This window comes from Micromonospora sp. DH14, assembly GCF_029809455.1.
Classification (GTDB): Bacteria; Actinomycetota; Actinomycetes; order Mycobacteriales; family Micromonosporaceae; genus Micromonospora; species Micromonospora parva.
The window spans coordinates 23758-45263 of sequence record NZ_JARVKT010000030.1; the positions used below are offsets into that span (position 1 = coordinate 23758).

Below are 21506 nucleotides of genomic sequence, written 5' to 3' on the forward strand. Positions count from 1 at the left end.
CCGCTCGCGACCGGGACGTGGCAGGCTCGCACTCGGAAGGCCACCGGCAGCGGGAGTGGTGCGCACCTTGGGAGGGACAGCGTGCACGTCGTGATCATGGGGTGTGGTCGGGTCGGGTCGACCCTCGCCCACAGCCTGGAGTCCCGAGGGCACTCGGTGTCGGTGATCGACCAGGACGCCGACGCCTTCCGCCGGCTCGGCCCCGACTTCGCCGGGATCACGGTGACCGGGGCCGGTTTCGACGGCGAGGTGCTCCGGCAGGCCGGCATCGAACGCGCCGACGCCTTCGCGGCGGTGTCGAGCGGCGACAACTCCAACATCATCTCGGCCCGGCTGGCCCGCGAGACGTTCGGCGTGTCCCGGGTCGCCGCCCGCATCTACGACCAGCGCCGGGCGCAGGTCTACGAGCGGCTGGGCATCCCCACCGTGGCGACGGTGCGGTGGACGGCGGACCGGATGCTGCGACACCTGGTGCCCGAGGGCAACGTGGAGATCTTCCGCGACCCCACGAGCACCGTGTCGATCGTCGAGGTGCCGGTGCACAAGGACTGGATCGGTCGACCGGTGCGGACCCTGGAGGAGGCGGCCGGAGCGCGGGTGGCCTACCTGATCCGCTTCGGCATCGGCACGCTGCCCACCGGCTCCACCGTCCTGCAGGAGGGTGACCAGGTGTTCATGCTGGTCAGCGACGACATCGTGGCGACGGTCACGTCGGTGGCGGCGACGGCGCCGGAAGGAGGGCACTGACCCATGCGAGTCGCCATCGCGGGCGCGGGCAACGTGGGCCGCTCGATCGCCCAGGAGTTGATCGACAACGGCCACCAGGTGATGCTGATCGAGCGCCAGCCCAAGATGCTGCGCCCGGACCGGGTGCCGGCTGCCGAGTGGGTGCTGGCCGACGCGTGCGAGCTGACCAGCCTGGAGGAGGCCGACGTCGCCGGGTGCGACGTCGTGGTCGCGGCGACCGGCGACGACAAGACCAACCTGGTCCTGTCGCTGTTGGCCAAGACCGAGTTCGCGGTGCCCCGGGTGGTCGCCCGGGTCAACCGGGCCGAGAACGAGTGGCTGTTCACCGAGCAGTGGGGCGTGGACGTCGCGGTGAGCAAGCCGCGGGTGATGGCCGCACTGGTCGAGGAGGCGGTCACCGTCGGCGACCTGGTCCGGCTGATGACCTTCCGGCAGGGCGAGGCGAACCTGGTCGAGATCACCCTTCCGCCGACCGCCCCGTACGTGGGTCAACCGATCCACGCGGTGCCGCTGCCCCGGGACTCCGCGTTGGTGGCGATCCTGCGCGGCAAGCGGGTCCTGGTGCCGAGCCCGGACGACCCGATCGAGGCCGGCGACGAGCTGATCTTCGTCTGCACCGCCGAGGTGGAGGACGACGTCCGCGCGGTGATCCTCGGGGCGGACAGCGTCGAACGGACCCGCGGCTCCCGCTGACCGCCGGGCCGCGCTGAGCCGGCGGGTGGCCGGCCTCGCTCAGGCGCTGGGCAGCGGGGCCGGCGACGACTCCCGGGTGACCCGGCGAACCGTCCAGACCGTGATCAGCAGCAGCAGCGCGTACGGCGGGTAGCCCAGCGCCAGCCGGGCCACACCCAGCGCGGTGTCCTGGTGGGCCAGGTAGAGCCCGGCCTGCACGCCCACCTTGGCCAGCCAGACCACACCCCAGAGCACTGTCAGCTGGGTGAAGGTGCGGACCAGCTTCGGGTCGGTGCGCCACTCCGAACGGCCCTTGGCGACCAGCACCGACCAGATCCAGCCCACCAGCGGCTGCCGGATCGCGGCCGAGATCAGCAGGGCCACGCCGTACCCGATGCCGTAGAGGATGCCGGGGAGGTAGAAGTCACGTTCGTTGCCGGTGCGCCACGCGATGGCCGCGCCGACGCCGACGCCGAAGAGCCCGTTGACGGCGTGCCGGACGGGCCGGCGTTGGGCCAACCGCACCCCGGCGATCAGCACCGCGACGGAGACCGAGGCGATCACCGCCGGCCGCAGCTCGCCGATGATGTTGGCGAGGACGAAGACGACGACCGGGATGCTCGACTCGACCAACCCGCGCCAGCCGCCGAGCTGGTCGGCCATCTGCTCGGCGATCGTCGGCAGCCGCTCCTCGTCCTGAGGGCCCGTCTCGGGCTGTGCCGCCCGGTCCTGTCCCGTCGTCATCGCCGGCCTTTCGTCCGCAGTGTCGTCACTTGGGCGAGTCCAGCTCGTAGTAGGGGTTGTAGATGACCTTGCGGTCGTCGCGCACCGCCACCCGGCCACGGGCGGTCAGGTGCCGGCCCGGCTCGATCCCGGCGATGTGCCGCCGACCCAGCCAGACGAGAGTGACCACGTCACTGCCGTCGTACAGGTCGGCCTCGAGAGTGGGCAGGTTGGTGCGCGGGGTGTAGACCACGGTGCGCAACCGACCGGCGACCGAGACCATCTGCCCCCGGGAGCACTGCTGGGCGGGGATCCCGCCACACTCGGCGCTCTCCCGACGCAGCTCCTGCGCCTCGATCTCGGCCTCGCTGGCGGTGAACCTCTGCAGGATGCGCCGCAGCGACACCCGGCTCTCGTCGGCCGTCATGACCTCCGCGTCACCCTCTCCACGCTCGCCGTTCCCGGCCGGCCCCGGCGGCGCCGGAACCGTCCCGCCAGCGTACGCCGACGGGGCTGGTTCCGGCGGGCCGGTGCGCGCGGGTCAGACCTGACGCGGTGCGGCGGCGGCGTCCGCCTCCGCCGCGGCCTGGTCGGCGACCTCCCGGGGCAACCGCAGCGGCAGCGGCTCGCGGACCGGCTTCGCCTCCTGCCCACGGTCGACGACCAGGCCGTCCAGGCACTCGACGAGCGGCCCGCCCAGGGCCGGGTCGGTGGCCACCGGGCCCTGGAACACGCCACGGACCATCCAGCGCGGCCCGTCGATTCCGACGAACCGCAGGTTCGTGGTGCCGTCCGGGGTACGCACCTGGGCGTGCAGCTCCGGGCCGTACTCGCCGGCGACCTCCTGCGCGCTCGCGCCGTCGCGGAGCAGTGACTGCCGGATCTCCTCGCGCACCTCGTCCCAGATCCCCTCGGACCGGGGGGCGGCGAAGACGCCCAGCTGGAGCGCGTTGTCGCCGTGCACCAGCACCACCTGCTGGATCACACCCTGCGGGTCGGCCTGCACCCGCACCTCGACGTCGGCGATCGCCGGGATGTGCAGGCTGCCGAGGTCGAGGCGCTGCACGTCGTCGTAGCTCTCGGAGATGTCGTACGGCCCGCGCTCCAGCGTCGGCGCCGCATCGCCCTGGTCCGGGACCTGGGTGGCCCGCTCGTCACGGGTCTGCCGCTCGGCGTCGGCCCGCTTTCGGGAGAAGATCACTGCGCCTGCCCTCCGCTGTTCACACTCACCCTGCCACCTCTTCCGTCTGCCCGCGGCCCGGCTCGCTCGGCCGCCGCTCGACCCGGTCCTGACCCGTCGGCGACGGCACCAGCCCGGCGTGCCCACCGGTGGACCCGTGCCCACCGGTCCCGCGCCGGGACGCGGGCAGCTCGACCACCGGCTCGAACCGCGCCCGGGCGACCTGCTGGACCACGAGCTGCGCGATCCGGTCGCCGCGGGAGATCTTCGCCGGCACATCCCGATCATGATTGATCAGGTTGACCAGGATCTCACCCCGGTAGCCGGCGTCGACCGTACCGGGCGCGTTGAGCACCGTCACGCCGAGCCTGGCCGCCAGACCGGAGCGCGGATGGACCAGCCCCACGTACCCCTCGGGCAGCGCGATGGCCACCCCGGTGGGCACCAGGGCCCGACCACCGGGCGGCAGCTCCACGTCCGCGGCCGCCACCAGGTCGGCCCCGGCGTCGCCGGGATGGGCGTACGTGGGCAGCGGCAGCTCGCTGTCGAGCAGCTGCACGGGCACGGGTACGACGTCGGTCACGGGTCCCCTCTTCCGTCCGGTTCGCGGGGTGACCCTGCCATCCTGCCGGTTCGTCGCGCCGCCGTGCGCCGTACCCTCGCAGGAGTGAGCATGTCGTCCCCCCCGTCCGCCGATCAGCCGCCCGTCGCCGCCCGTGCGGCGTACGCCGAGCGGCTGGATCTGCCCTGGTGGCTGTGGCTGGCCGGGCTGGTGGCCGCCGCGTTGCTGGCCGTCGAGATCTGGATGGGCGCCTCCGGCGTCCGCGCCTGGCTGCCGTTCGTCGTGCTGGTGCCGCTCACCGCGGCCGGCCTGTGGTGGCTGGGCCGGATCCGGGTCGGGGTGGCCGATGGCGAGCTGCGGGTGGACGACGCCCGCCTGCCGGTACGGTTCGTGGCCGACGTGGTGCCGCTGGACGTGGCCGGCCGACGTGAGGTGCTCGGCGTCGGCGCGGACCCGCTCGCCTTCGTGGTGCAGCGACCGTGGATCGGTGGCGCCGTGCAGGTGATCCTCGACGATCCGGCGGACCCGACCCCGTTCTGGGTGGTGAGCACCCGCCACCCGGTCGAGCTGGCCGAGGCGGTGCTGACCGCACGGGACGCCCTGACGCCCTCCCACCCGGCGGCGGGCGAGCCGGCCTGACCCGACGGCCGGAAGGCCCGCTCAGACCGGACGGCCAAGGCGCGCTCAGGTGCCGGTCGGCGGGCCCGGGAGGGCCGTCGGTGGCGCGGGCCGGGCGATGCCCCGCCGACGCAGGTCAACCTGGAGTTGTTCGGCCATCTGCTGAGTGGCCCGGCGGTTGAGGAAGCTGGCCACCGCCGCGCCGGTCAGGAACGGCCCGAGCGTGGTGAGGTTGCGACCGAACCGCCGCAGCAGCATGTCGCGGAGTTCCTTGCGGGCGGCGGTGCCGAGGATCGCTCCCACCCCCACCCCGGGCACCATCGGGTTGACGCCACGCTGGGTGGCCCAGGAGTGCACCAGGGCGACCGCCCGTTGGCTGCCGCCGGTCGGTAGCGGCACCCCGTGGATCTCGTGCAGCTCCCCCACCAGTTTCAGCTCCACCGCCACCACAGCCACGGTCTCGGCGGCGAGCAGCACCGGCGCGGAGAGCAGGGTCGGGGCGACCGTCCACTCGACGGCGGCGACACCCCCGCCGGCCGCGCCGATCGCGGCGGTGGTCCTCGACGCGTTGCGGATGAGCCTGTCGGCCAGGGCGGCGTCGTCCAGGCCGGGGAAGTGCCGGCGCAGGGCGTTCAGGTCCCGTACCGGCACGTGCGGGGCGATCTCGGCGACGGTGTCGACCATCCACCGCACGGCGGCGCGGGGCTTGAACAGGTCGGAGACGCCCCGTGCGCGGGCCTGCCCGACCATCCGGGTCAGCAGTTGGCGGCGACGGGCCGGCTCGATGTCGTCAGCTGTCAAGGCCGCGACGGTGGCACCGAGGTCGTCCGCGCCACGGGTGGCACCGAGGTCGTCCGCGCCACGGGTGGCACCGAGGTCGCCCGCGCCACGGGTGGCGCCGAGGCCGTCCGTGCCGCCATCGGTGGTGCCGCCTCGATCGCTCATCGGACCTCCCGGTGCTGTGGCTACCCGCTACGAGTCAAGCAGGTACCCACCGCTGGCGCATGCCTACACCGGCAGCGGCGGCCCCGTTCCGGAGGCCGCCGCCGTGTCGTGGTTGTCAGACGCACTCGCGGCAGATCAGCTCGCCGTTGCGCTCGACCGCCAGCTGGCTACGGTGGTGGACCAGGAAGCAGCGGGCACACCTGAACTCGTCCTGCTGCATCGGAAGCACCTTGACCGTGAGCTCCTCGTCGGCCAGATCGGCACCGGGCAGCTCGAAGCTCTCGGCCACCTCGGCCTCGTCGACATCCACCGCGCCCGACTGTGAGTCGACGCGCCGTGCCTTGAGCTCTTCCAGGCTGTCCTCGCCGAGGTCGACCTCGTCGCGACGCGGGGCGTCGTAGTCGGTGGCCATCGGTTTCACTCTCCCATATCGATGTTGTCGCTTCCGGTTGTAACGCCGGACGACGCTGTTTCGGTTCCGCTGGCCGGCCACCACTTGTGTCGGGCACCCGACCCGAGGACCGAACGGGTCGAGCTCGCTGGGGCGACTCCCCTGCGAGCGCGGAACCTTACCCCCCCTTGGGCGAGGCATGTATACCGCCCTTGCGGCTGAGATGTACGCCCCCGCACGCGAAGTTGTTCCCAATGTGATTCAGGCGACACGAAGATAGGGGTAGTAGTACCCGGTTCGCGGTCGCCGCGCCGGCATGTCGGGCTGTTTCCACGCGACGGCCGGACAACCGTTAACCTCAGCGGCGTATTCGACGGCCGGCGGCCTGAGCGATCGTTTCTGGCCGTCACCACCCACCTGAGGTTCGGGGAGTGCCCTGATGAGTTTTGCGCGCGTGCGAGCACTCGTCGTCGTCGGCCTGTTGGCGGTCATCGCCTTGGTCTTCGTCGTCGTCGCCGTGGTCCGCGACAGCCAGGGCAACGCGGGCACCGCGGCGGGTTGCCCCGAGGGTTGGCCGCTGGCGGATCTGACCCTGCGCGAGCGCAAGGACGTCAAGATCAACGTATTCAACGCCACGGACCAGCCCGGCCTCGCCCAATCCGTCGCCGACGAGTTCAGCAACCGCCAGTTCCAGGTCAAGAAGACCGGGAACGAGAAGAAGGTCGACAGCGTCGCGGTGCTGCGGTTCGGCCCGAAGGGCGTCGGTTCCGCGCACCTGCTCCAGGCGTACTTCCTCAACAACGCCGTGCCGGGCTACGACCCGAAGCGCACCGACGACACCGTTGACGTGGTGCTGGGCAACCGCTTCCAGCAGCTCGCCACCACGACCGAGGTCAACCAGTCCCTCGGCGACTCGGGCCCGCCGGTGGCGCCCAAGGGCTCCTGCCCGTCCCCACCCGCCAAGTGACGGCGTAACCGCCCCGCAGCGGGCCACCCACGACGACCTCGGCGGAACCCTCCGTCGACACCTGACCCACCGCCGACTGAAACCCGGGCCGCCGGTCGCTGACCGCCGCGGGCCGGCGTCAGGGACCGCCGACTGAGGCCCGGCCGGCGTCAGGGACCGCCGGACGCGTCCAGGGCGGCCAGCCGATCGTGCAGCGGCGCGAAGAGCGCGGGCGGGGCCGCGACCACCAGGTCCGGCCCGGGCGGTCGACCGGCCAGGCCGGCGACCCGAACCCCCGCCTCGGCGGCGATAAGCCCGCCCGCCGCCAGGTCCCAGGCCGCCAGACCCTTCTCGAAGTACGCGTCGAGGCGCCCCTCGGCGACCAGGCAGAGGTCCAGCGCGGCGGCGCCGAGCCGACGGATGTCCCGCACGTGTGCGATCAGCCCCGCCACCACCCGCGCCTGGTGCGCCCGGCGGGCGGCGTCGTAGCCGAAGCCGGTGCCGACCAGCGCCTGCCCCAGGTCGACCTCAGCCGAGCAGCGCAGCCGGACGCCGTCGCGCCAGGCACCGCCGCCGGCCGTGGCGGTCCACTCCTCGCCGGTGCTCACGTTGCGCACGACGCCGGCGACCACCACCCCGTCCACCTCGGCGGCCAGCGAGACCGCCGAGTGCGGCAGCCCGTACAGGTAGTTCACGGTGCCGTCGATCGGGTCGACGATCCAGCGCACCCCGCTGCGCCCCGCCTCGGAGGTCCCCTCGCCGTACTCCTCGCCGAGCACCGAGTCGTCCGGGCGGAGCGCGGCCAGCGCGTCGAGGATCTGCCGTTCCACCGCCCGGTCGGCGGCGGTGACCACGTCGGTGACGGTGCTCTTGGTGGCGGCCACGACGACCCCCTCGGCGCGCATCCGGTACGCGGTGTCCGCCGCGTCCCGGGCGACCTCCAGCGCGATGGCCAGCAGCTCCGACGGCGACGTAGCCGAGTTGGTCATGATTCGCCTCTTTCCGCACGCCGGGTGCAGGTGGGTGGAACTGGCGACCCGGCTTCCGAAGATCATCGTTCCCCACGCCGTGCGACAGCACCAGACCGGGATGTTTGGTGCAGGGCACCCCCCGCGAGGCCACCTGACCCCGCAGGCGCGGATTGACCGGCCAACCTCAGCAAATATGCCCCTTTGGGTTGGTAATGTCGCTTAAGTGCTTATCGCCCCGTCCGTGCTCAGCTCGCAACCGTTGCCCAACCGCGACCTGGTGGGGCCGCCACCGGCCGGCCCGACGGTGGCCCCGGTGAAGCCCGCAGGCACCCTCGCCACCACCGCACCGACCGCGTACCCGCTGCTCAGGCGACGGTTCGGACACGATCTGCACACCGCCGGGCTCGACGACGGGCACCCTTCGCCGGCCGCGCGGCTATCATTACCGCGAAGCCAACATCTCCGCCGCGCTGACGGTCCCCACCGGCGGTACGCGGTGCGGAGCAGGATGATCGCCGCAGACGGCGTTACAATTCACCCCTGCCCACGCGGCACGGACCGCCGATCACCGGCCGGACCGTGACACGGGGGTCCCTCAACCACATCGCCCGGCACGGTAACCCTCGCTGCGCTGGACGAACACGCCGTGCCCGCTCTTCGCCTCCGGAAGGTCATTCGTGACAGAACCCCGCCAGCCCGGCGCCGACGTTCGCTCGCTCACCGACACCCTGATCGCCCACGCGCAGAGCGCCGGTGGCCAGCTCACGTCGGCCCAGCTCGCGCGCACCGTCGAGTCCGCCGAGGTGACTCCGGCCCAGGCCAAGAAGATCCTGCGGGCGCTCTCCGAGGCGGGAGTGACCGTCGTGGTGGACGGCTCGGCGAGCACCCGTCGCCGCGTCGCCGCGGCCCGCTCGACCACTCCGGCGTCCCGGGCCACCACCGCCAAGACCACCAAGAAGGCGGCCGCGCCGGCCCCGAAGCAGGCGCCCGCCGCCGACGACGCCCCATCGGCGCCGGCCCCGCGCAAGATGGCCGCCCGTAAGGCGACCGGCACCGCCGCCGAGGCCGCCGCGGCGACGCCAGCGAAGGCGACCCGGTCGACCCGGGCCACCAAGGCGACGGTGGCCGCGGCTGCCGGAGCCAAGCCGACCAAGGCCGCCGGCAAGGCCAAGGGCGAGGGCGCCGAGGGCGAGATCGACCCGGAGGAGCTGGCCGCCGCGATCGAGGATGTGGTGGTCGAGGAGCCGGCCGAGCTGGCCCAGGCCGCCGAGACCGACGCCGCCGCCTCGGCGACCGACAACGACTTCGAGTGGGACGACGAGGAGTCCGAGGCGCTCAAGCAGGCGCGACGTGACGCCGAGCTGACCGCCTCCGCCGACTCCGTGCGGGCGTACCTGAAGCAGATCGGCAAGGTTCCGCTGCTCAACGCCGAGCAGGAGGTGGAGCTGGCCAAGCGGATCGAGGCCGGGCTCTACGCCGCCGAGCGGCTGCGGGCCGCCGACGAGGGCGAGGAGAAGCTCGTCCGGGAGATGGTCCGTGACCTGGGCTGGATCTCCCGGGACGGCGAGCGGGCCAAGAACCACCTCCTGGAGGCGAACCTCCGACTGGTGGTGTCGCTGGCCAAGCGCTACACCGGCCGTGGCATGGCCTTCCTCGACCTGATCCAGGAGGGCAACCTCGGCCTGATCCGGGCGGTCGAGAAGTTCGACTACACCAAGGGCTACAAGTTCTCCACGTACGCCACCTGGTGGATCCGCCAGGCCATCACCCGCGCCATGGCCGACCAGGCCCGCACCATCCGCATCCCGGTGCACATGGTCGAGGTCATCAACAAGCTCGGCCGCATACAGCGTGAGCTGCTCCAGGATCTGGGCCGCGAGCCCACTCCGGAGGAGCTGGCCAAGGAGATGGACATCACACCCGAGAAGGTGCTGGAGATCCAGCAGTACGCTCGGGAGCCCATTTCACTGGACCAGACCATCGGCGACGAGGGCGACAGCCAGCTCGGCGACTTCATCGAGGATTCCGAGGCCGTGGTTGCGGTCGACGCGGTTTCCTTCTCGCTCCTGCAGGACCAGCTCCAGCAGGTGCTGCAGACGCTCTCCGAGCGTGAGGCGGGTGTGGTACGCCTGCGCTTCGGCCTGACCGACGGCCAGCCTCGGACGCTCGACGAGATCGGCCAGGTCTACGGGGTGACCCGGGAGCGGATCCGGCAGATCGAGTCCAAGACGATGTCGAAGCTGCGTCACCCGTCCCGGTCGCAGGTCCTCAGGGATTACCTGGACTGAGCGGGTTTCGTCAACCCAACGTGTCGTTTTGACCACCTGGTGTGCAACACCAGATGGTGATCGTCCGGATGCACGAATGTGATCGTTGACGTGGCACCCTGGGTGCACGGCACACTGTCCCTTCCAGGTGTGACCTCGGTCCCCCGCGGGCACACAGGGAAGGCAGTGCCTAGTAAGGGTGTTGCACGATAGGTGAGCAACGACCGAAGAGATTGTTCATCGGTGACGACCAGAGGAGGAAGGCGATGACCCCGACCCTCACGCCGCCGCCCGAGACGGTGGCGCCCCCAGCCGCCGATGAACGGTGCGACCGCTGCAATGCTGCCGGGAAGCTCCGGATCACTCTGGCGGGTGGGAGCGAGCTGGTGTTCTGCGGGCACCACGCGAACAAGTACGCGGAGGATCTCGTGAAGATCACCGAGCGGTTCGCAACGGAGCCCGATTTCAGCTGGCGTGGCGCCGATCTGATGGCGAACTAAATCCGCAAACCGACATAGCCGGCCGGAGGCACCCACAGGGTGCCTCCGGCCGGCTTTTTGGTCCAAACGTGCCTCGGGCATCCCGGGCCGCCTCGGGCAGGCAACCCTCAGCGCCGGCCAAGGGCCGGTGATCCACTCGGTTTCAGGGAAGTCGCGCTGTCCACCTCGCGCAGACACCGCGTTTTCCAGGAAACCGAGTTGATCAAGCAGTCAGCCCCCGGCCCGCCGCCAGCCCGTCCCGCCGCCAGGCCGGCGGCCAGTGGGTTAGAGGGTCTGCACGGTGGCGATGCGTTCCTCAAGCTGCTCGATGGTGGCCTGGGCGCTCGGCGGGCCGCCGCAGAGCCGGCGCAGTTCGGCATGGATCTTGCCGTGCGGCTGGCCGGTGCGGTGGTGTCGGGCGGCCACGAGGGCGTTCAGTTGGCGCCGGAGCGCCACCCGACGCTGGGCGGCGCTCATGGGTGCCGGTGGCGCCGCGGTGGGCGCAGCGGCCGGCTCAGCGGCCCTGTCGGCCGTACGACGGCGTTGGGCGGCGAGCTGTGCGGCCTGCCGCTTGGTCAGCAGCAGCGACACCTGGTCGGCGGTGAGCAGGCCGGGCAGGCCGAGGTACTCCTCCTCCTCGGGGGTGCCGGCCTGGGCAGCGGTACCGAACGACGCGCCGTCGAAGATCACCTGGTCCAGCTCGGCGGTGGCCGAGAGCGCCGCGAACCGCTTCTCCAACTCCCCGCTGGCCTGGTCGTCGCGCTGCGCACGTTCCAGCAGGTCGTCGTCGAAACCGTCGGCTTCCTTGGGTTTGCCGAGGACGTGGTCGCGCTCGGTCTCCATCTCGCTGGCCAACCCGAGCAGGTGCGGCACGCTGGGCAGGAAGACCGACGCGGTCTCCCCCGGCCGGCGGGCCCGCACGAAGCGGCCGATCGCCTGGGCGAAGTAGAGCGGCGTACTGGCGCTGGTGGCGTAGACCCCGACCGCCAGTCGCGGGATGTCGACCCCCTCGGACACCATCCGCACCGCGACCAGCCAGCGTTGCTCGGACGCCGCGAACGTCGCGATCCGGGCGGACGCGCCCTGGTCGTCGGAGAGCACCACGGCGGCCTTCTCGCCGGTCACCTGCTCGATCAGCTTGGCGTACGAGCGGGCGGTCTGCTGGTCGGTGGCGATGATCAGACCACCGGCGTCGGCCATGCCGGCGTTGCGCAGCACGGTGAGTCGGGCGTCGGCGGCCCGCAGCACCTGCGGCATCCAGTCACCGGCCGGGTCCAGGGCGGTACGCCACGCCTGCGCCACCAGGTCCTGGGTCATCGGCTCACCCAGGCGGGCCGCCAACTCCTCCCCCGCGTTCGTCCGCCAGCGGGTCTCCCCGGAGTACGCCAGGAAGAGCACCGGCCGGACAACCCCGTCGCGCAGGGCGTCGGAGTAGCCGTACACCGAGTCGGCGCGGGAACGCAGCAGCCCGTCCCCGCCCCGCTCGTAGCTGACGAACGGGATCGGGTTGTCGTCGGAGCGGAACGGCGTCCCGGTGAGCATCAGCCGGCGTACGGCGGGTTCGAAGGCGGCCTTCACCCCGTCGCCCCAGGACCGGGAGTCGCCGGCGTGGTGGATCTCGTCGAGGATGACCAGGGTGCGTCGGGTCATGGTGCGCCGCCGGTGCACCTGCGGCGCCATCCCCACCTGGGCGTAGGTGACCACCGCGCCGTGGAAGTCGGCGGCGGAGTGCAGGTCGGCGTTGCGGAAGGCGGCGTCGAGCTGGATGCCCACCCGCGCCGCGGCTTCGGACCACTGGTTCTTCAGGTGCTCGGTGGGCGCGACCACGGTGACCGCCTCGACGGTGCCGTCGCCGAGCAGTTCCGCAGCGATGCGCAGGGCGAAGGTGGTCTTGCCGGCGCCCGGCGTGGCGACCGCCGTGAAATCCTCGCTCCGCCGCCGCAGGTACTCCACCAGGGCCTTGCGCTGCCAGGCGCGAAGTGCCGGGAACGTCTCAAGCACCGGCGTCCGGGCTGCCACGCGAAGCTCCTCTCCGACCGCACGATGGCGGACCCCGGGCGAGGGCCACGAGTATCCGCCGCCCATGAAAACGCCTCCGCGCAGAAGCTGCCGCGAAGGCCGACTCAGCATAACCAGCGCGGGCGGTGCGGCCCAGGCGACGCCACGCTGGTCACATCTGTCGACCGCCTCACCACTCCCGGTCGGTGCGCGGATCCGCCCCGTCGGCGCGCGGCGGGCGCAGCCGGGCCACGGGCGCGGACCAGCGTCGACGCAGCGCGATCAGGCGCAACCCGAAGACCAGGACGGCGGCGGCGGTGAGCGGTGCGGGCCCGGTCTGCCCGGTGGCGTACAGCAGCACCACCAGGATCGCGCCGGCCAGCGCGGCCAGCGCGTAGATCTCGCGGCGCAGCACGACCGGGATCTCGGCGGTGAGCAGGTCCCGGCCGAGCCCGCCGCCGATCGCGGCGAGCATGCCGATCAGGCAGGCTCCGACCGCCGGCACCCGGGCGTCGAGCGCCTTGAGCGTGCCGGTGACGGTGAACAGCGCCAGACCGGCCGCGTCCAGCACCAGCACTGTCGTCCGCAGTCGGGTCAGTTGGGGGTGCAGCCAGAAGACGGCGAGCGCGGTGATCGCGGCGGTGGCCGCGTACCGCCAGTCGGCGAAGGCCAGCGGCGGCACCTCGTCGATGACCAGGTCCCGCAGGATCCCACCGCCGAGGGCGGCCACGAAGCCGACGAACGCGATGCCGAACAGGTCCAGTCGCTTGGCCACCGCCGCCGAGGCCCCGGAGGCGGCGAACACCGCCACCCCGGTCAGGTCGGCGATGAGCAGGGCGGTGGAGGTGGTCACCGCCGCAGGCTACGTCGCCGGCCGGAGCGCCGGCCGAGGTTCACTCGCGGTACGAGTCGTAGATCTCCTTGCACTTCGGGCAGACCGGGGAACCCGGCTTGGCCGCCTTGGTGACCGGGAAGGTCTCGCCGCACAGAGCGACGACGAAAGTGCCCATGACGGCGCTCTCGGCGATCTTCTCCTTGCGGACGTAGTGGAACATCTCGGGACCGGTGTCGGCGTCCTTCAGCTCTGGACGCTCGAGAACCTCTGTGCTCACGTCTGCACCTCCGACCGTCAAGTTTGGCAGGTCATCACGGCCGGGTCCACTTGAGGCCGGCCGGGGCGCCACCCCGTACGGTGCCCGTGTGACTGACTTTCGCATCAGCTACGGCACCCCCGTCGCCGAAGCCCTGCGCGACGGCCGTCCCGTCGTCGCCCTGGAGAGCACCATCGTCTCGCACGGCCTGCCCCGGCCGGAGAATCTGCGGGTGGCCCGGGAGATCGAGCGGACCGTTCGGGACGCCGGGGCCGTTCCGGCCACCATCGGGATGATCGCCGGTGAGCTGGTGGTCGGCCTGGACGACGCGCAGCTGACCCGGCTGGCCACGGTCGACGGCGTGACCAAGCTCTCCGTCCGCGACCTCGCGGTGGCCGCCGCGACCGGCGCCGACGGCGCGACAACGGTGGCCGCGACCAGCGCGGTGGCCGCCGCCGCCGGCATCGGCGTGTTCGCCACCGGCGGGCTGGGTGGGGTGCACCGGGAGGCCGCGCACACCTTCGACGAGTCGGCGGACCTGGTCACCCTGGCGCAGACCCCGATCGCCGTGGTCTGCGCCGGGGTCAAGTCGATCCTCGACGTGGGCGCGACGCTGGAGCGCCTGGAGACCCTCGGGGTGGCGGTGGTCGGTTACCGCACCCGCCGGTTCCCCGGCTTCTACCTCACCGACGCCGGCTTCGACCTGGACTGGTCGGTGGACTCGCCGGAGCAGGTCGCCGCCGTGCTCGCCGCCCGCGACGGGCACGCCGTGCACACCGGCGGGCTGCTCATCGCCAACCCGCTGCCGGTCGATGAGCAGCTCGACCCGGAGCTGCACGACCGGACGCTCACCGAGGGGCTGGCCCTGCTGGAGCGCGACGGGATCACCGGCAAGGCCGTCACGCCGTACCTGCTCGCGCACTTCCACTCGTCGACCGAGGGCGCGAGCCTGGCGGTGAACGTGCGGATCATCCTGCGCAACGCCGACCTGGCCGCGCGGATCGCGGTCGCCTCGGCGGCCCGCAGCACCGCCGCCCCGGCATGACCCGACCCTCCCGGGTGGTCGTCGTCGGGGACGTGATCACCGATGTGGTCGCCGTGCTGTCCGGGCCGCTCGCGGCCGGTTCGGACACCGGGGCCGAGATCAGTCTCGGCGGCGGCGGGCAGGCGGCCAACACCGCCGCCTGGGTCGCCGCGCAGCGGGTGGACGTCACGCTCGTCAGCGCCGTCGGCGACGACGACGCCGGGCGGGACCGGGTAGCCGAGCTCGACCGGGCGGGCGTCGACTGCGCGATCGAGCGGGTCGAGGGGGTCTCGACCGGCACGGTCATCGTGTTGGCCGCCGACGACGAGCGCACCATGGTCAGCCAGCGGGGCGCGAACCTGCGGCTGAGCGCCGCGCACGTCGAGCGGGCCCTCGCGGCGGCGCCCGACGCGGGGCATCTGCACCTGTCCGCGTACACCCTGCTGGACGCCGAGTCGCGTGGCGCCGGGCTGCGGGCGTTGGCCGCTGCCCGCGAGCGCGGGCTCACCATCAGCGTCGACGCGGCCTCCGCGGCGCCGTTGCGGCGGGTCGGTGCGGCGGCGTTCCTGAGTTGGGTACGCGACATCGACCTGCTCCTGGTCAACGCGGACGAGGCCACCGTGCTGGCCGGCGGGCTGGACCCGGCGGCGCAGGGGCGGGTGCTGTCGGCGACGGCTCGGCGGGTGGTGGTGAAGGGCGGCGCGGCCGGCGCGGTCTGGGTCGACCGGACCACGCCGGTCTGTGTGGCTCCGGCCCGTCGGGTCGCGGTGGTGGACGTCACGGGCGCGGGCGACGCCTTCGCGGCCGGTCTGCTCACCGCGTGGCTCGCGGGCGCCACCCCGGCCGCGGCGTTGAGCCGTGCCACCGATCTGGGCGCGCTGGCCGTCTCCACGGCCGGCGCGCGACCACCGGCGTAGCGCGGCCCGGACCGGGCGAACCCTGGCCCGTTCGCGGGTCAGGGTTCGACGTCGATGACCTTGTGCGGATGCTCCTCGGCGGTGAGGCTCATCGGCGGGGTGTCGTCCTGTTGGCGGGGGTGGAACCGGTTGGCCAGCCGGTGCTCTTCCTTCGGCGGCCGGTCGTTGGCCAGCAGCACGGCCAGCCAGGGGATGAGCACCATGCCGAGGCCGCACAGCGGCAGCCACAGCCAGAGCAGGGGGGCGTTCGCACCGACCAGGATCGCGCCGACGACGATGCACAGCACCCGGATGCCCATCATCAGGACATAGCGGCGCTGGCGACTGTTGAGCTGATCGTCCTGGCTGCGCGAGGCGTCGGTGATCAGAATCGGCTGGTACGCCTGACGCTTCACCATGGACCTCCTCGAGGGGTTACGCCTCATCCTGTCACCGCAGGTCCGTGATCAGCGAACTTCAACCCATCCCGTTGCGTGTTACGTGCGTGGTACGCTCCCGGCGTGGGCAGCAGGTTCAGCTTCACCGACGAGGCGTTGGCCAACCTGAGGGTCTACGACGTCACACCCGGGGAAGTCTGGGAGGCGCTGCACAGCGCCCGACGGGTCATCCGCCATCTGGGTGACGACGTGATGGTGGTCTACGCCGCCGCCCGCCGGGGCCGCCGACTGGCCGTGCTGCTCGCCGAAGCCGATGGCACCGACAACGACTGGGACATCCTCTCCGCCCGCGAGCTGAGCGACGTCGAGTCCAAGCGCTACGACGAGGCCGTACGGAGAGACCGCCGATGAGGGGGGCCGTGACGATGCACCGTAACGACGCGACCAAGCAGTTCCACGGCGGCGACGACCGGATCGCCGACCTGATCGACGAGAGCCCGGCGGTGGACCTGCCCACCCCCGACACCGACGTGCCGATGGTGAGCCGCTCGGTGCGGCTGCCGCTGGACACCTACGAGCGGGTCCGCGCCGCCGCCGACGCCCGGGGCATCGGGGTCACCACGCTGATGCGCCAGTGGATCGAGGCCGGCCTGGCCGACCTGGACGACTCGGCGACCGTCTCGCTGGCCGACGTCCGGCGCGCGCTGGCCTCGCTGGCGCACCCCACCGCAGCCTGAGGGTCATCCCCTCGCAGCCTTGGCCGCCGCCTTCATCTGCTGCTTGAACTCCCGCACCCGTCGCAGCGAGTCGGCGTCGGTGACGTCGGCCACCGACCGGTACGCGCCGGGGTCGCCGTAGTCCCCGGCCGCCTTCCGCCAGTCCTGCGGGGTCACCCCGAACCGCTTGCCGAGCAGGGCCACGAAGATCTGCGCCTTCTGCTTGCCGAAGCCGGGCAACGCGGCGACCCGGCGCAGCAGCTCCGGCCCGTCCGCGACCTCGGCCCAGAGCAGCGCCGCGTCACCGTCGTAGCGCTCCACCAGCACCTGGCAGACCTCCTGCACCCGAGCCGCCATGGCCTTCGGGAACCGGTGCAGCGCGGGCGGCTGGGCGAAGAGCGCGACCAGCGCCTCCGGGTCGTACCCGGCCAGCTCCGCCGCGTCCAGGTCGTGACCGAGCCGCTGCGTCAGCACGTACGGCGAGGAGAACGCCTTCTCCATCGGGACTTGTTGATCAAGAACCATGCCGACCAGCAGGGCCAGCGGGCTGCGCTCCAGCAGCCGGTTGGCCTCCGGGTCGATGGGCAGTACGAGCGTCATGCTGACCATCCTGCCCGGCGCACCGATCCGGGTGGACACCGACGCTCCGACATCTACCGGCGGGTGACGCTGACCCGGAACGCACCGGGAGGCAGGATGTCGGGGTGGACGAACACGACATGCTGCTCTCCCCCGCCGGCGTCGACGCGCTGCGCAGCGCGCTGACCCGGACCGGTTTCACCAGCCACGGCATCGCCGAGCGGCTCGGCGCGCAGGCGACCGCCGCGGTCGCCCGCAACGACTACCGGGCCGCGCTGCGCGCCACCGGGGACGGCGACCCGCTGGACACCCTGATCCGGGTGTTCATCTGCGACCAGACCGAGCCGGAGGCGGCGGTGGCCGTCGCGCTGGCACCGCTGAGCCTGGAGGAGGCCCTCGCCGGCGGGCTGGTGGAGCGGTACGGCGCCGGCCTGCGCGCCGGCGTCGACCTGGAGCCGTACGGGGAGGACTGGTGGGTGCTCGCCGACGTCCCGGCCAGCGCCCGCCCGGGTCGCCCGCTGCACGCCGAGCACGTCCTCGGCATCGGCGGGGCCACCCACACCCTGATCGGCGCGACCGTGCGCCGGCCGGTCGACACCGCACTGGACCTGGGCACCGGCTCCGGCGTCCAGGCCCTGCACCTGGCCACCCACGCCAGGTCGGTGACCGCCACCGACCTCTCCGAACGGGCGCTGCGCTTCGCCGCGACCACCGCCGCCCTCAACGCTCAGGACTGGGAGCTGCTCCGCGGCGACCTGGTCGCCCCGGTGGCCGGCCGGCGGTTCGACCTGGTGGTGAGCAACCCACCGTTCGTGGTCGGCCCGGGCACCACCACGCACGTCTACCGCGACTCCGGCCGGGTCGGTGACGCGATCGGCGCCGAACTGGCCGCCGCCGCACCGGGCCTGCTCACCGAGGGCGGCACCATGCAGTACCTGGCGAACTGGGTGCACGTCGCCGGCGAGGAGTGGGACGAGCGGGTGGCCGGCTGGTTCGCCGGGACCGGCCTGGACGCCTGGGTGATCCAGCGCGAGGTGGCCGACCCGATGGCGTACGTCGACCTGTGGCTCACCGACGTCGGCGAGACCGCCGACCCGCAGCGGATGGCCGCCTGGCTGGACTGGTTCGACGCGCACAAGGTGGAGGGGATCGGCTTCGGCATCGTGTCAGTGCGCCGGGGCGGACACGCCGACCCGGTGGTCCGGGTGGAAGACCTGCGCCAGCGGGTGCAGCCACCGCTGGGCGACCAGGTCGCCGCCTGGTTCGACCGCCAGGACTTTCTCCGGGTACGCGACACCGAGGCGTTGCTCGCCGAGCGCTACCGGGCCGCCGAGGGCCTCCAGCTGCGACAGGAGGCCACCATGAGCGACGAGGGTTGGGGGGTGGACCGGCAGGTCCTGGCGATGCCGCACGGCCTGCGCTGGACCGAGGAGATCGACCCGCTGGTGCTGGCGCTGGTGGGTGGCGCGGACGGCCGACTGGCGCTGCGTGACCAGCTCGCCCTGCTCGCCGCCGCCCACGACGTGGAGCCGGACGAGATGGCCGAGGCCGCCGGCCCGATCGTGGCGCACCTGGTGGAGCGGGGCTTCATCGAGCCGGTGGCCGCCTGATGCGTGCGGTGGTGCAGACCGTCGGGCAGGCCAGCGTGACGGTGGACGGCGAGGTGGTCGGCGCGATCGAGAACGGTCTGCTGGTGTTGCTCGGGGTGACCCACACCGACACCGCGCAGACCGCCCAGACGATGGCCCGCAAGGTGCACGAGGTGCGCATCCTGGACGGTGAACGGTCCGCCGCCGACACCGGCGCGCCGATCCTGGTGGTCAGCCAGTTCACCCTCTACGGCGACGTCCGTAAGGGCCGCCGCCCGAGCTGGACCGCCGCCGCCCCCGCCGAGGTGGCCGAGCCGCTGGTCACGGCGGTCGTGGAGGCGCTACGGCAACGCGGCGCCAAGGTGGAGACCGGCCGCTTCCGCACCCACATGCTGGTCGAGAGCACCAACATAGGCCCCCAAACCCTCCTCCTAGACCTCTAACCCGACCCCACCCCCCACCCCTCAGCCCTCGACCCTCGACCCTCGGCCCTCGGCCCCCAGCCCCAGCCCCAGCCCCAGCCCCAGCCCCAGCCCCAGCCCCAGCCCCAGGTTGATCATGAAGTTATTGCCCGCCGCCTCGGCGTGTCGCGACAATAACTTCATGATCAACGGCCCGGGGTGGGTTGGGGTTAGGAGAAGAGGCCTCGGCGGGTCAGGGACTGGCGGAGCCAGTTGTCGAGCTCGGCGGTCCAGTCGGTGCGGTCGGCGGTGGCGTGGTCCACCGTGAACCGGCCGAACGCGTCCCGGCCCTCGGTGAAGGCACCGCCGCGCTTGTCGACCTCCAGCACCACCTGCATCTGCTGCGCGTCGGCGATGAAGGTGACCTCCAACTGGTTGATCGAGCGGGCGTACTGCGGCGCCGGATTGAACTCGATCTCCTGGTAGAACGGCAACGTCTGGCGTACGCCGTAGATGTGACCACGCTCCACATCGGCGCGGGCGAACCGGAAGCCCAGTCGCAGCAGCGCGTCCAGCAGTCGCTCCTGCGCCGGCAGCGGGTGCACCGCCACGGCGTCCAGGTCACCCTTGTCGACCGCGCGGGCGACCTCCAGCTCCGTCCGCAGGCCCATCGTCATCCCGTGCAGGTGCTGCCCGTACAGCTCGGTGACCGGTGTCTCCCACGGCACGTCGAAGCGGAACGGGATGTCGTAGCGCTGCCCCGGCTCCAGCCGGAACGCGCCGGTGACCTGCTGGCGGTGGAACTCCTGAGTGGTGTCGTAGTCGTTGTCGCCGCTCTCGACCTCGACCCGGGTGACCAGGCCGAGGGTGACGTGGTCGATGTCGACCTGATGGTCACCGCCCAGCACCTGGATGCGGCCCTCCAGCTGGCCGCCGGGGCGGCAGTTCGGGTTGACCAGCACCGTCTCCACCGACGGACCGCCGACGCCCATCGCCTTCATGAGCCGCTTGAAGACCACACCGTCCTCCTCTGTCGTTCTCGGCCGACCAGAGGTGGCCGGCCGTCCGCAACGTAGCGGGGCCGGGCAACCACACAGCGGGACGACACACCGCACCAGCGATCCGACCCAATTCCTGTCGGGTGCCCGATCGCCTCACTCCCGTTTTACGCCCCGCCCGCCAAGCTGTTGTCACACCGGCACCACTGGGCCGGGCACACGGCACAGATGTGGAAACGGGGAGACAGAGATGGTCCTGCAGATGACGGAACACCGGACGCGCCCGACCACCACGATCGACACTGACGGGGCCTCCGAGACTCTTGCCGACCTGGACGCCACCGACGAGCGCGGCATCTCCACCGACCTGGTCCGGGCCTACCTCAACGGGATCGGCCGGACCAAGCTGCTGACCGCCGCGCAGGAGGTCGACCTGGCCCGGCGCATCGAGGCCGGCCTGTTCGCCGACGAGAAGCTCGCCACCTGCATCCCCGTCTCCGCGGAGCTGCGAGCCGACCTGGAGTTGATCGTCGCGGAGGGTCGGGCGGCCAAGGACCACCTGTTGGAGGCGAACCTGCGGCTGGTGGTCAGCATCGCCAAGCGCTACACCGGCCGGGGCATGGCGTTTCTCGACCTGATCCAGGAGGGCAACCTCGGCCTGATCCGGGCGGTCGAGAAGTTCGACTACACCAAGGGCTACAAGTTCTCCACGTACGCCACCTGGTGGATCCGCCAGGCCATCACCCGCGCCATGGCCGACCAGGCCCGCACCATCCGCATCCCGGTGCACATGGTCGAGCAGGTCAACCGGATGGTCCGGGCCCGCCGCGAACTGGCGGTGACGCTGGGCCGCGAACCGACGGTCGCCGAGGTCGCCCGGGCGCTGGAGATCCCCGAGATCCAGGTCATCGAGCTGATCTCCTACGACCGGGAGCCGGTCAGCCTGGACCAGGCCGTCGGCGACGACGGTGAGAGCGCCCTCGGCGACTTCGTGGCCTCGGTGGACCCGCGCACCGAGCCGGGCGACGCCGCCGCCCAGGGTGAGCTGCGCAACGAGGTCAGCATCGTGCTCTCCACCCTGTCCCAGCGGGAGCAGGCGGTCATCCGCCTCCGGTTCGGCCTGGACGACGGTCGCCAGCGCACCCTGGACGAGGTGGGCCGCGAGTTCGGCCTGTCCCGGGAGCGGATCCGCCAGATCGAGAAGGTCACGTTGCTGAAGCTGCGCGCCCCGGAGCGGGCCCAGCGCCTGGAGGCGTACGCCTGCTGACGCACCTGGTTCCCACGCAGGGCCCCGGCGGTTCGCCGGGGCCCTGCG

Annotated in this window: 27 protein-coding genes; 13 read left to right on the top strand and 14 right to left on the bottom strand. The window is 72.2% G+C overall.

Translation table 11 applies throughout. The features are described from left to right. Positions 1-81 precede the first annotated feature (81 nt). Positions 82-747: a TrkA family potassium uptake protein gene (locus QCZ28_RS27725; RefSeq protein WP_030337451.1), complete on the top strand. Its 666-nt coding sequence runs from the start codon at positions 82-84 to the stop codon at positions 745-747. A 3-nt stretch (positions 748-750) separates the two neighbouring features. Beyond that, positions 751-1440 (top strand): TrkA family potassium uptake protein, encoded by a 690-nt coding sequence (locus QCZ28_RS27730; protein ID WP_279519390.1) that lies wholly within the window; start codon positions 751-753, stop codon positions 1438-1440. A 39-nt stretch (positions 1441-1479) separates the two neighbouring features. Here QCZ28_RS27730 and QCZ28_RS27735 read toward each other — a convergent pair whose 3' ends face one another. The 4 genes from QCZ28_RS27735 to dut all read right to left on the bottom strand — a co-directional run bounded on the left by QCZ28_RS27735 (position 1480) and on the right by dut (position 3905). Continuing rightward, complete coding sequence (locus QCZ28_RS27735) at positions 1480-2163, bottom strand: DUF3159 domain-containing protein (protein ID WP_279519391.1); 684 nt, start codon at positions 2161-2163, stop codon at positions 1480-1482. Positions 2164-2188: 25 nt separating this feature from the next. Next, positions 2189-2569: an OB-fold nucleic acid binding domain-containing protein gene (locus tag QCZ28_RS27740; RefSeq protein ID WP_030337446.1), complete on the bottom strand. Its 381-nt coding sequence runs from the start codon at positions 2567-2569 to the stop codon at positions 2189-2191. Positions 2570-2683: 114 nt separating this feature from the next. Next, positions 2684-3343: a DUF3710 domain-containing protein gene (locus QCZ28_RS27745; protein ID WP_279519392.1), complete on the bottom strand. Its 660-nt coding sequence runs from the start codon at positions 3341-3343 to the stop codon at positions 2684-2686. A gap of 25 nt (positions 3344-3368) precedes the next feature. Next, entirely contained in the window at positions 3369-3905 is a 537-nt protein-coding gene (gene dut, locus QCZ28_RS27750; RefSeq protein WP_036412536.1) for a dUTP diphosphatase, read from the bottom strand. Positions 3906-3995: 90 nt separating this feature from the next. Between dut and QCZ28_RS27755 the strand changes: the two genes are divergently transcribed. Beyond that, on the top strand, positions 3996-4523 hold the full coding sequence (locus tag QCZ28_RS27755; protein ID WP_279519393.1) for a DUF3093 domain-containing protein: 528 nt from the start codon (positions 3996-3998) through the stop codon (positions 4521-4523). 45 nt (positions 4524-4568) lie between these two features. Here QCZ28_RS27755 and QCZ28_RS27760 read toward each other — a convergent pair whose 3' ends face one another. Continuing rightward, the gene (locus QCZ28_RS27760) at positions 4569-5447 is read right to left on the bottom strand and encodes a hypothetical protein (protein WP_279519394.1); all 879 of its coding nucleotides are present in this window, start codon (positions 5445-5447) and stop codon (positions 4569-4571) included. Between the two features lie 115 nt (positions 5448-5562). Continuing rightward, positions 5563-5859 (bottom strand): DUF4193 domain-containing protein, encoded by a 297-nt coding sequence (locus tag QCZ28_RS27765; RefSeq protein WP_007075406.1) that lies wholly within the window; start codon positions 5857-5859, stop codon positions 5563-5565. A gap of 433 nt (positions 5860-6292) precedes the next feature. On the opposite strand from QCZ28_RS27765, the gene QCZ28_RS27770 reads away from it, so the two are divergent. Next, on the top strand, positions 6293-6805 hold the full coding sequence (locus QCZ28_RS27770) for a LytR C-terminal domain-containing protein (RefSeq protein ID WP_279519440.1): 513 nt from the start codon (positions 6293-6295) through the stop codon (positions 6803-6805). Between the two features lie 149 nt (positions 6806-6954). On the opposite strand, the gene QCZ28_RS27775 is transcribed toward QCZ28_RS27770, so the two are convergent. Continuing rightward, positions 6955-7773, bottom strand: coding sequence for an inositol monophosphatase family protein (locus QCZ28_RS27775; RefSeq protein ID WP_279519395.1), 819 nt, complete (start codon positions 7771-7773; stop codon positions 6955-6957). Between the two features lie 659 nt (positions 7774-8432). Between QCZ28_RS27775 and QCZ28_RS27780 the strand changes: the two genes are divergently transcribed. Then, a complete protein-coding gene (locus QCZ28_RS27780) occupies positions 8433-10043 on the top strand; it encodes an RNA polymerase sigma factor (protein WP_279519396.1) in 1611 nt (536 codons plus the stop codon). 245 nt (positions 10044-10288) lie between these two features. Next, entirely contained in the window at positions 10289-10522 is a 234-nt protein-coding gene (locus QCZ28_RS27785; RefSeq protein WP_030337431.1) for a hypothetical protein, read from the top strand. Between the two features lie 264 nt (positions 10523-10786). On the opposite strand, the gene QCZ28_RS27790 is transcribed toward QCZ28_RS27785, so the two are convergent. From QCZ28_RS27790 to QCZ28_RS27800, 3 genes are all read right to left on the bottom strand, one after another. Next, positions 10787-12520 (bottom strand): DEAD/DEAH box helicase, encoded by a 1734-nt coding sequence (locus tag QCZ28_RS27790; protein WP_279519397.1) that lies wholly within the window; start codon positions 12518-12520, stop codon positions 10787-10789. Positions 12521-12689: 169 nt separating this feature from the next. Next, a complete protein-coding gene (locus tag QCZ28_RS27795; RefSeq protein ID WP_279519398.1) occupies positions 12690-13352 on the bottom strand; it encodes a TRIC cation channel family protein in 663 nt (220 codons plus the stop codon). Between the two features lie 40 nt (positions 13353-13392). Continuing rightward, positions 13393-13611 carry a DUF3039 domain-containing protein gene (locus tag QCZ28_RS27800; RefSeq protein ID WP_007456912.1) on the bottom strand — a complete coding sequence of 73 codons (219 nt, stop codon included), beginning with the start codon at positions 13609-13611 and terminating at the stop codon, positions 13393-13395. 88 nt (positions 13612-13699) lie between these two features. Between QCZ28_RS27800 and QCZ28_RS27805 the strand changes: the two genes are divergently transcribed. Both QCZ28_RS27805 and QCZ28_RS27810 read left to right on the top strand, forming a co-directional pair. Continuing rightward, positions 13700-14635: a pseudouridine-5'-phosphate glycosidase gene (locus tag QCZ28_RS27805; RefSeq protein WP_279519399.1), complete on the top strand. Its 936-nt coding sequence runs from the start codon at positions 13700-13702 to the stop codon at positions 14633-14635. Beyond that, positions 14632-15531: a PfkB family carbohydrate kinase gene (locus tag QCZ28_RS27810; protein ID WP_279519400.1), complete on the top strand. Its 900-nt coding sequence runs from the start codon at positions 14632-14634 to the stop codon at positions 15529-15531. The genes QCZ28_RS27805 and QCZ28_RS27810 overlap by 4 nt, the downstream gene beginning before the upstream one ends. Positions 15532-15569: 38 nt before the next feature. On the opposite strand, the gene QCZ28_RS27815 is transcribed toward QCZ28_RS27810, so the two are convergent. After that, complete coding sequence (locus tag QCZ28_RS27815; protein ID WP_279519401.1) at positions 15570-15929, bottom strand: DUF3099 domain-containing protein; 360 nt, start codon at positions 15927-15929, stop codon at positions 15570-15572. A gap of 102 nt (positions 15930-16031) precedes the next feature. On the opposite strand from QCZ28_RS27815, the gene QCZ28_RS27820 reads away from it, so the two are divergent. Continuing rightward, positions 16032-16319, top strand: coding sequence for a hypothetical protein (locus tag QCZ28_RS27820; protein WP_124771959.1), 288 nt, complete (start codon positions 16032-16034; stop codon positions 16317-16319). 14 nt (positions 16320-16333) lie between these two features. After that, the gene (locus tag QCZ28_RS27825) at positions 16334-16645 is read left to right on the top strand and encodes a hypothetical protein (protein WP_030337420.1); all 312 of its coding nucleotides are present in this window, start codon (positions 16334-16336) and stop codon (positions 16643-16645) included. Between the two features lie 3 nt (positions 16646-16648). Here QCZ28_RS27825 and QCZ28_RS27830 read toward each other — a convergent pair whose 3' ends face one another. Next, on the bottom strand, positions 16649-17233 hold the full coding sequence (locus QCZ28_RS27830) for an HhH-GPD-type base excision DNA repair protein (protein ID WP_279519441.1): 585 nt from the start codon (positions 17231-17233) through the stop codon (positions 16649-16651). A 95-nt stretch (positions 17234-17328) separates the two neighbouring features. Between QCZ28_RS27830 and QCZ28_RS27835 the strand changes: the two genes are divergently transcribed. Together QCZ28_RS27835 and dtd are read left to right on the top strand one after the other, a co-directional pair. Next, a complete protein-coding gene (locus tag QCZ28_RS27835; protein WP_279519402.1) occupies positions 17329-18813 on the top strand; it encodes a methyltransferase in 1485 nt (494 codons plus the stop codon). Then, positions 18813-19235: a D-aminoacyl-tRNA deacylase gene (gene dtd, locus QCZ28_RS27840; RefSeq protein ID WP_279519403.1), complete on the top strand. Its 423-nt coding sequence runs from the start codon at positions 18813-18815 to the stop codon at positions 19233-19235. The genes QCZ28_RS27835 and dtd overlap by 1 nt, the downstream gene beginning before the upstream one ends. A 21-nt stretch (positions 19236-19256) precedes the next feature. On the opposite strand, the gene QCZ28_RS27845 is transcribed toward dtd, so the two are convergent. Both QCZ28_RS27845 and QCZ28_RS27850 read right to left on the bottom strand, forming a co-directional pair. Further along, positions 19257-19397, bottom strand: a complete 141-nt coding sequence (locus QCZ28_RS27845; protein ID WP_279519404.1) for a hypothetical protein — start codon at positions 19395-19397, stop codon at positions 19257-19259. A 26-nt stretch (positions 19398-19423) separates the two neighbouring features. Then, complete coding sequence (locus tag QCZ28_RS27850) at positions 19424-20212, bottom strand: sporulation protein (protein ID WP_279519405.1); 789 nt, start codon at positions 20210-20212, stop codon at positions 19424-19426. 241 nt (positions 20213-20453) lie between these two features. On the opposite strand from QCZ28_RS27850, the gene sigB reads away from it, so the two are divergent. Then, entirely contained in the window at positions 20454-21458 is a 1005-nt protein-coding gene (gene sigB, locus QCZ28_RS27855) for an RNA polymerase sigma factor SigB (protein WP_279519442.1), read from the top strand. Positions 21459-21506: the final 48 nt, after the last annotated feature.

What these genes read in the sequence shown, in the direction of transcription:
- QCZ28_RS27730 (WP_279519390.1), top strand. Translation starts at nt 751, where the DNA reads ATGCGAGTCGCCATCGCGGGCGCGGGCAACGTGGGCCGCTCGATCGCC.
- QCZ28_RS27735 (WP_279519391.1), bottom strand. Translation starts at nt 2,163, where the DNA reads ATGACGACGGGACAGGACCGGGCGGCACAGCCCGAGACGGGCCCTCAG.
- QCZ28_RS27740 (WP_030337446.1), bottom strand. Translation starts at nt 2,569, where the DNA reads ATGACGGCCGACGAGAGCCGGGTGTCGCTGCGGCGCATCCTGCAGAGG.
- QCZ28_RS27755 (WP_279519393.1), top strand. Translation starts at nt 3,996, where the DNA reads ATGTCGTCCCCCCCGTCCGCCGATCAGCCGCCCGTCGCCGCCCGTGCG.
- QCZ28_RS27760 (WP_279519394.1), bottom strand. Translation starts at nt 5,447, where the DNA reads ATGAGCGATCGAGGCGGCACCACCGATGGCGGCACGGACGGCCTCGGC.
- QCZ28_RS27765 (WP_007075406.1), bottom strand. Translation starts at nt 5,859, where the DNA reads ATGGCCACCGACTACGACGCCCCGCGTCGCGACGAGGTCGACCTCGGC.
- QCZ28_RS27775 (WP_279519395.1), bottom strand. Translation starts at nt 7,773, where the DNA reads ATGACCAACTCGGCTACGTCGCCGTCGGAGCTGCTGGCCATCGCGCTG.
- QCZ28_RS27785 (WP_030337431.1), top strand. Translation starts at nt 10,289, where the DNA reads ATGACCCCGACCCTCACGCCGCCGCCCGAGACGGTGGCGCCCCCAGCC.
- QCZ28_RS27810 (WP_279519400.1), top strand. Translation starts at nt 14,632, where the DNA reads ATGACCCGACCCTCCCGGGTGGTCGTCGTCGGGGACGTGATCACCGAT.
- QCZ28_RS27815 (WP_279519401.1), bottom strand. Translation starts at nt 15,929, where the DNA reads ATGGTGAAGCGTCAGGCGTACCAGCCGATTCTGATCACCGACGCCTCG.
- QCZ28_RS27825 (WP_030337420.1), top strand. Translation starts at nt 16,334, where the DNA reads ATGCACCGTAACGACGCGACCAAGCAGTTCCACGGCGGCGACGACCGG.
- QCZ28_RS27830 (WP_279519441.1), bottom strand. Translation starts at nt 17,233, where the DNA reads ATGGTCAGCATGACGCTCGTACTGCCCATCGACCCGGAGGCCAACCGG.
- dtd (WP_279519403.1), top strand. Translation starts at nt 18,813, where the DNA reads ATGCGTGCGGTGGTGCAGACCGTCGGGCAGGCCAGCGTGACGGTGGAC.
- QCZ28_RS27845 (WP_279519404.1), bottom strand. Translation starts at nt 19,397, where the DNA reads ATGAAGTTATTGTCGCGACACGCCGAGGCGGCGGGCAATAACTTCATG.
- sigB (WP_279519442.1), top strand. Translation starts at nt 20,454, where the DNA reads ATGACGGAACACCGGACGCGCCCGACCACCACGATCGACACTGACGGG.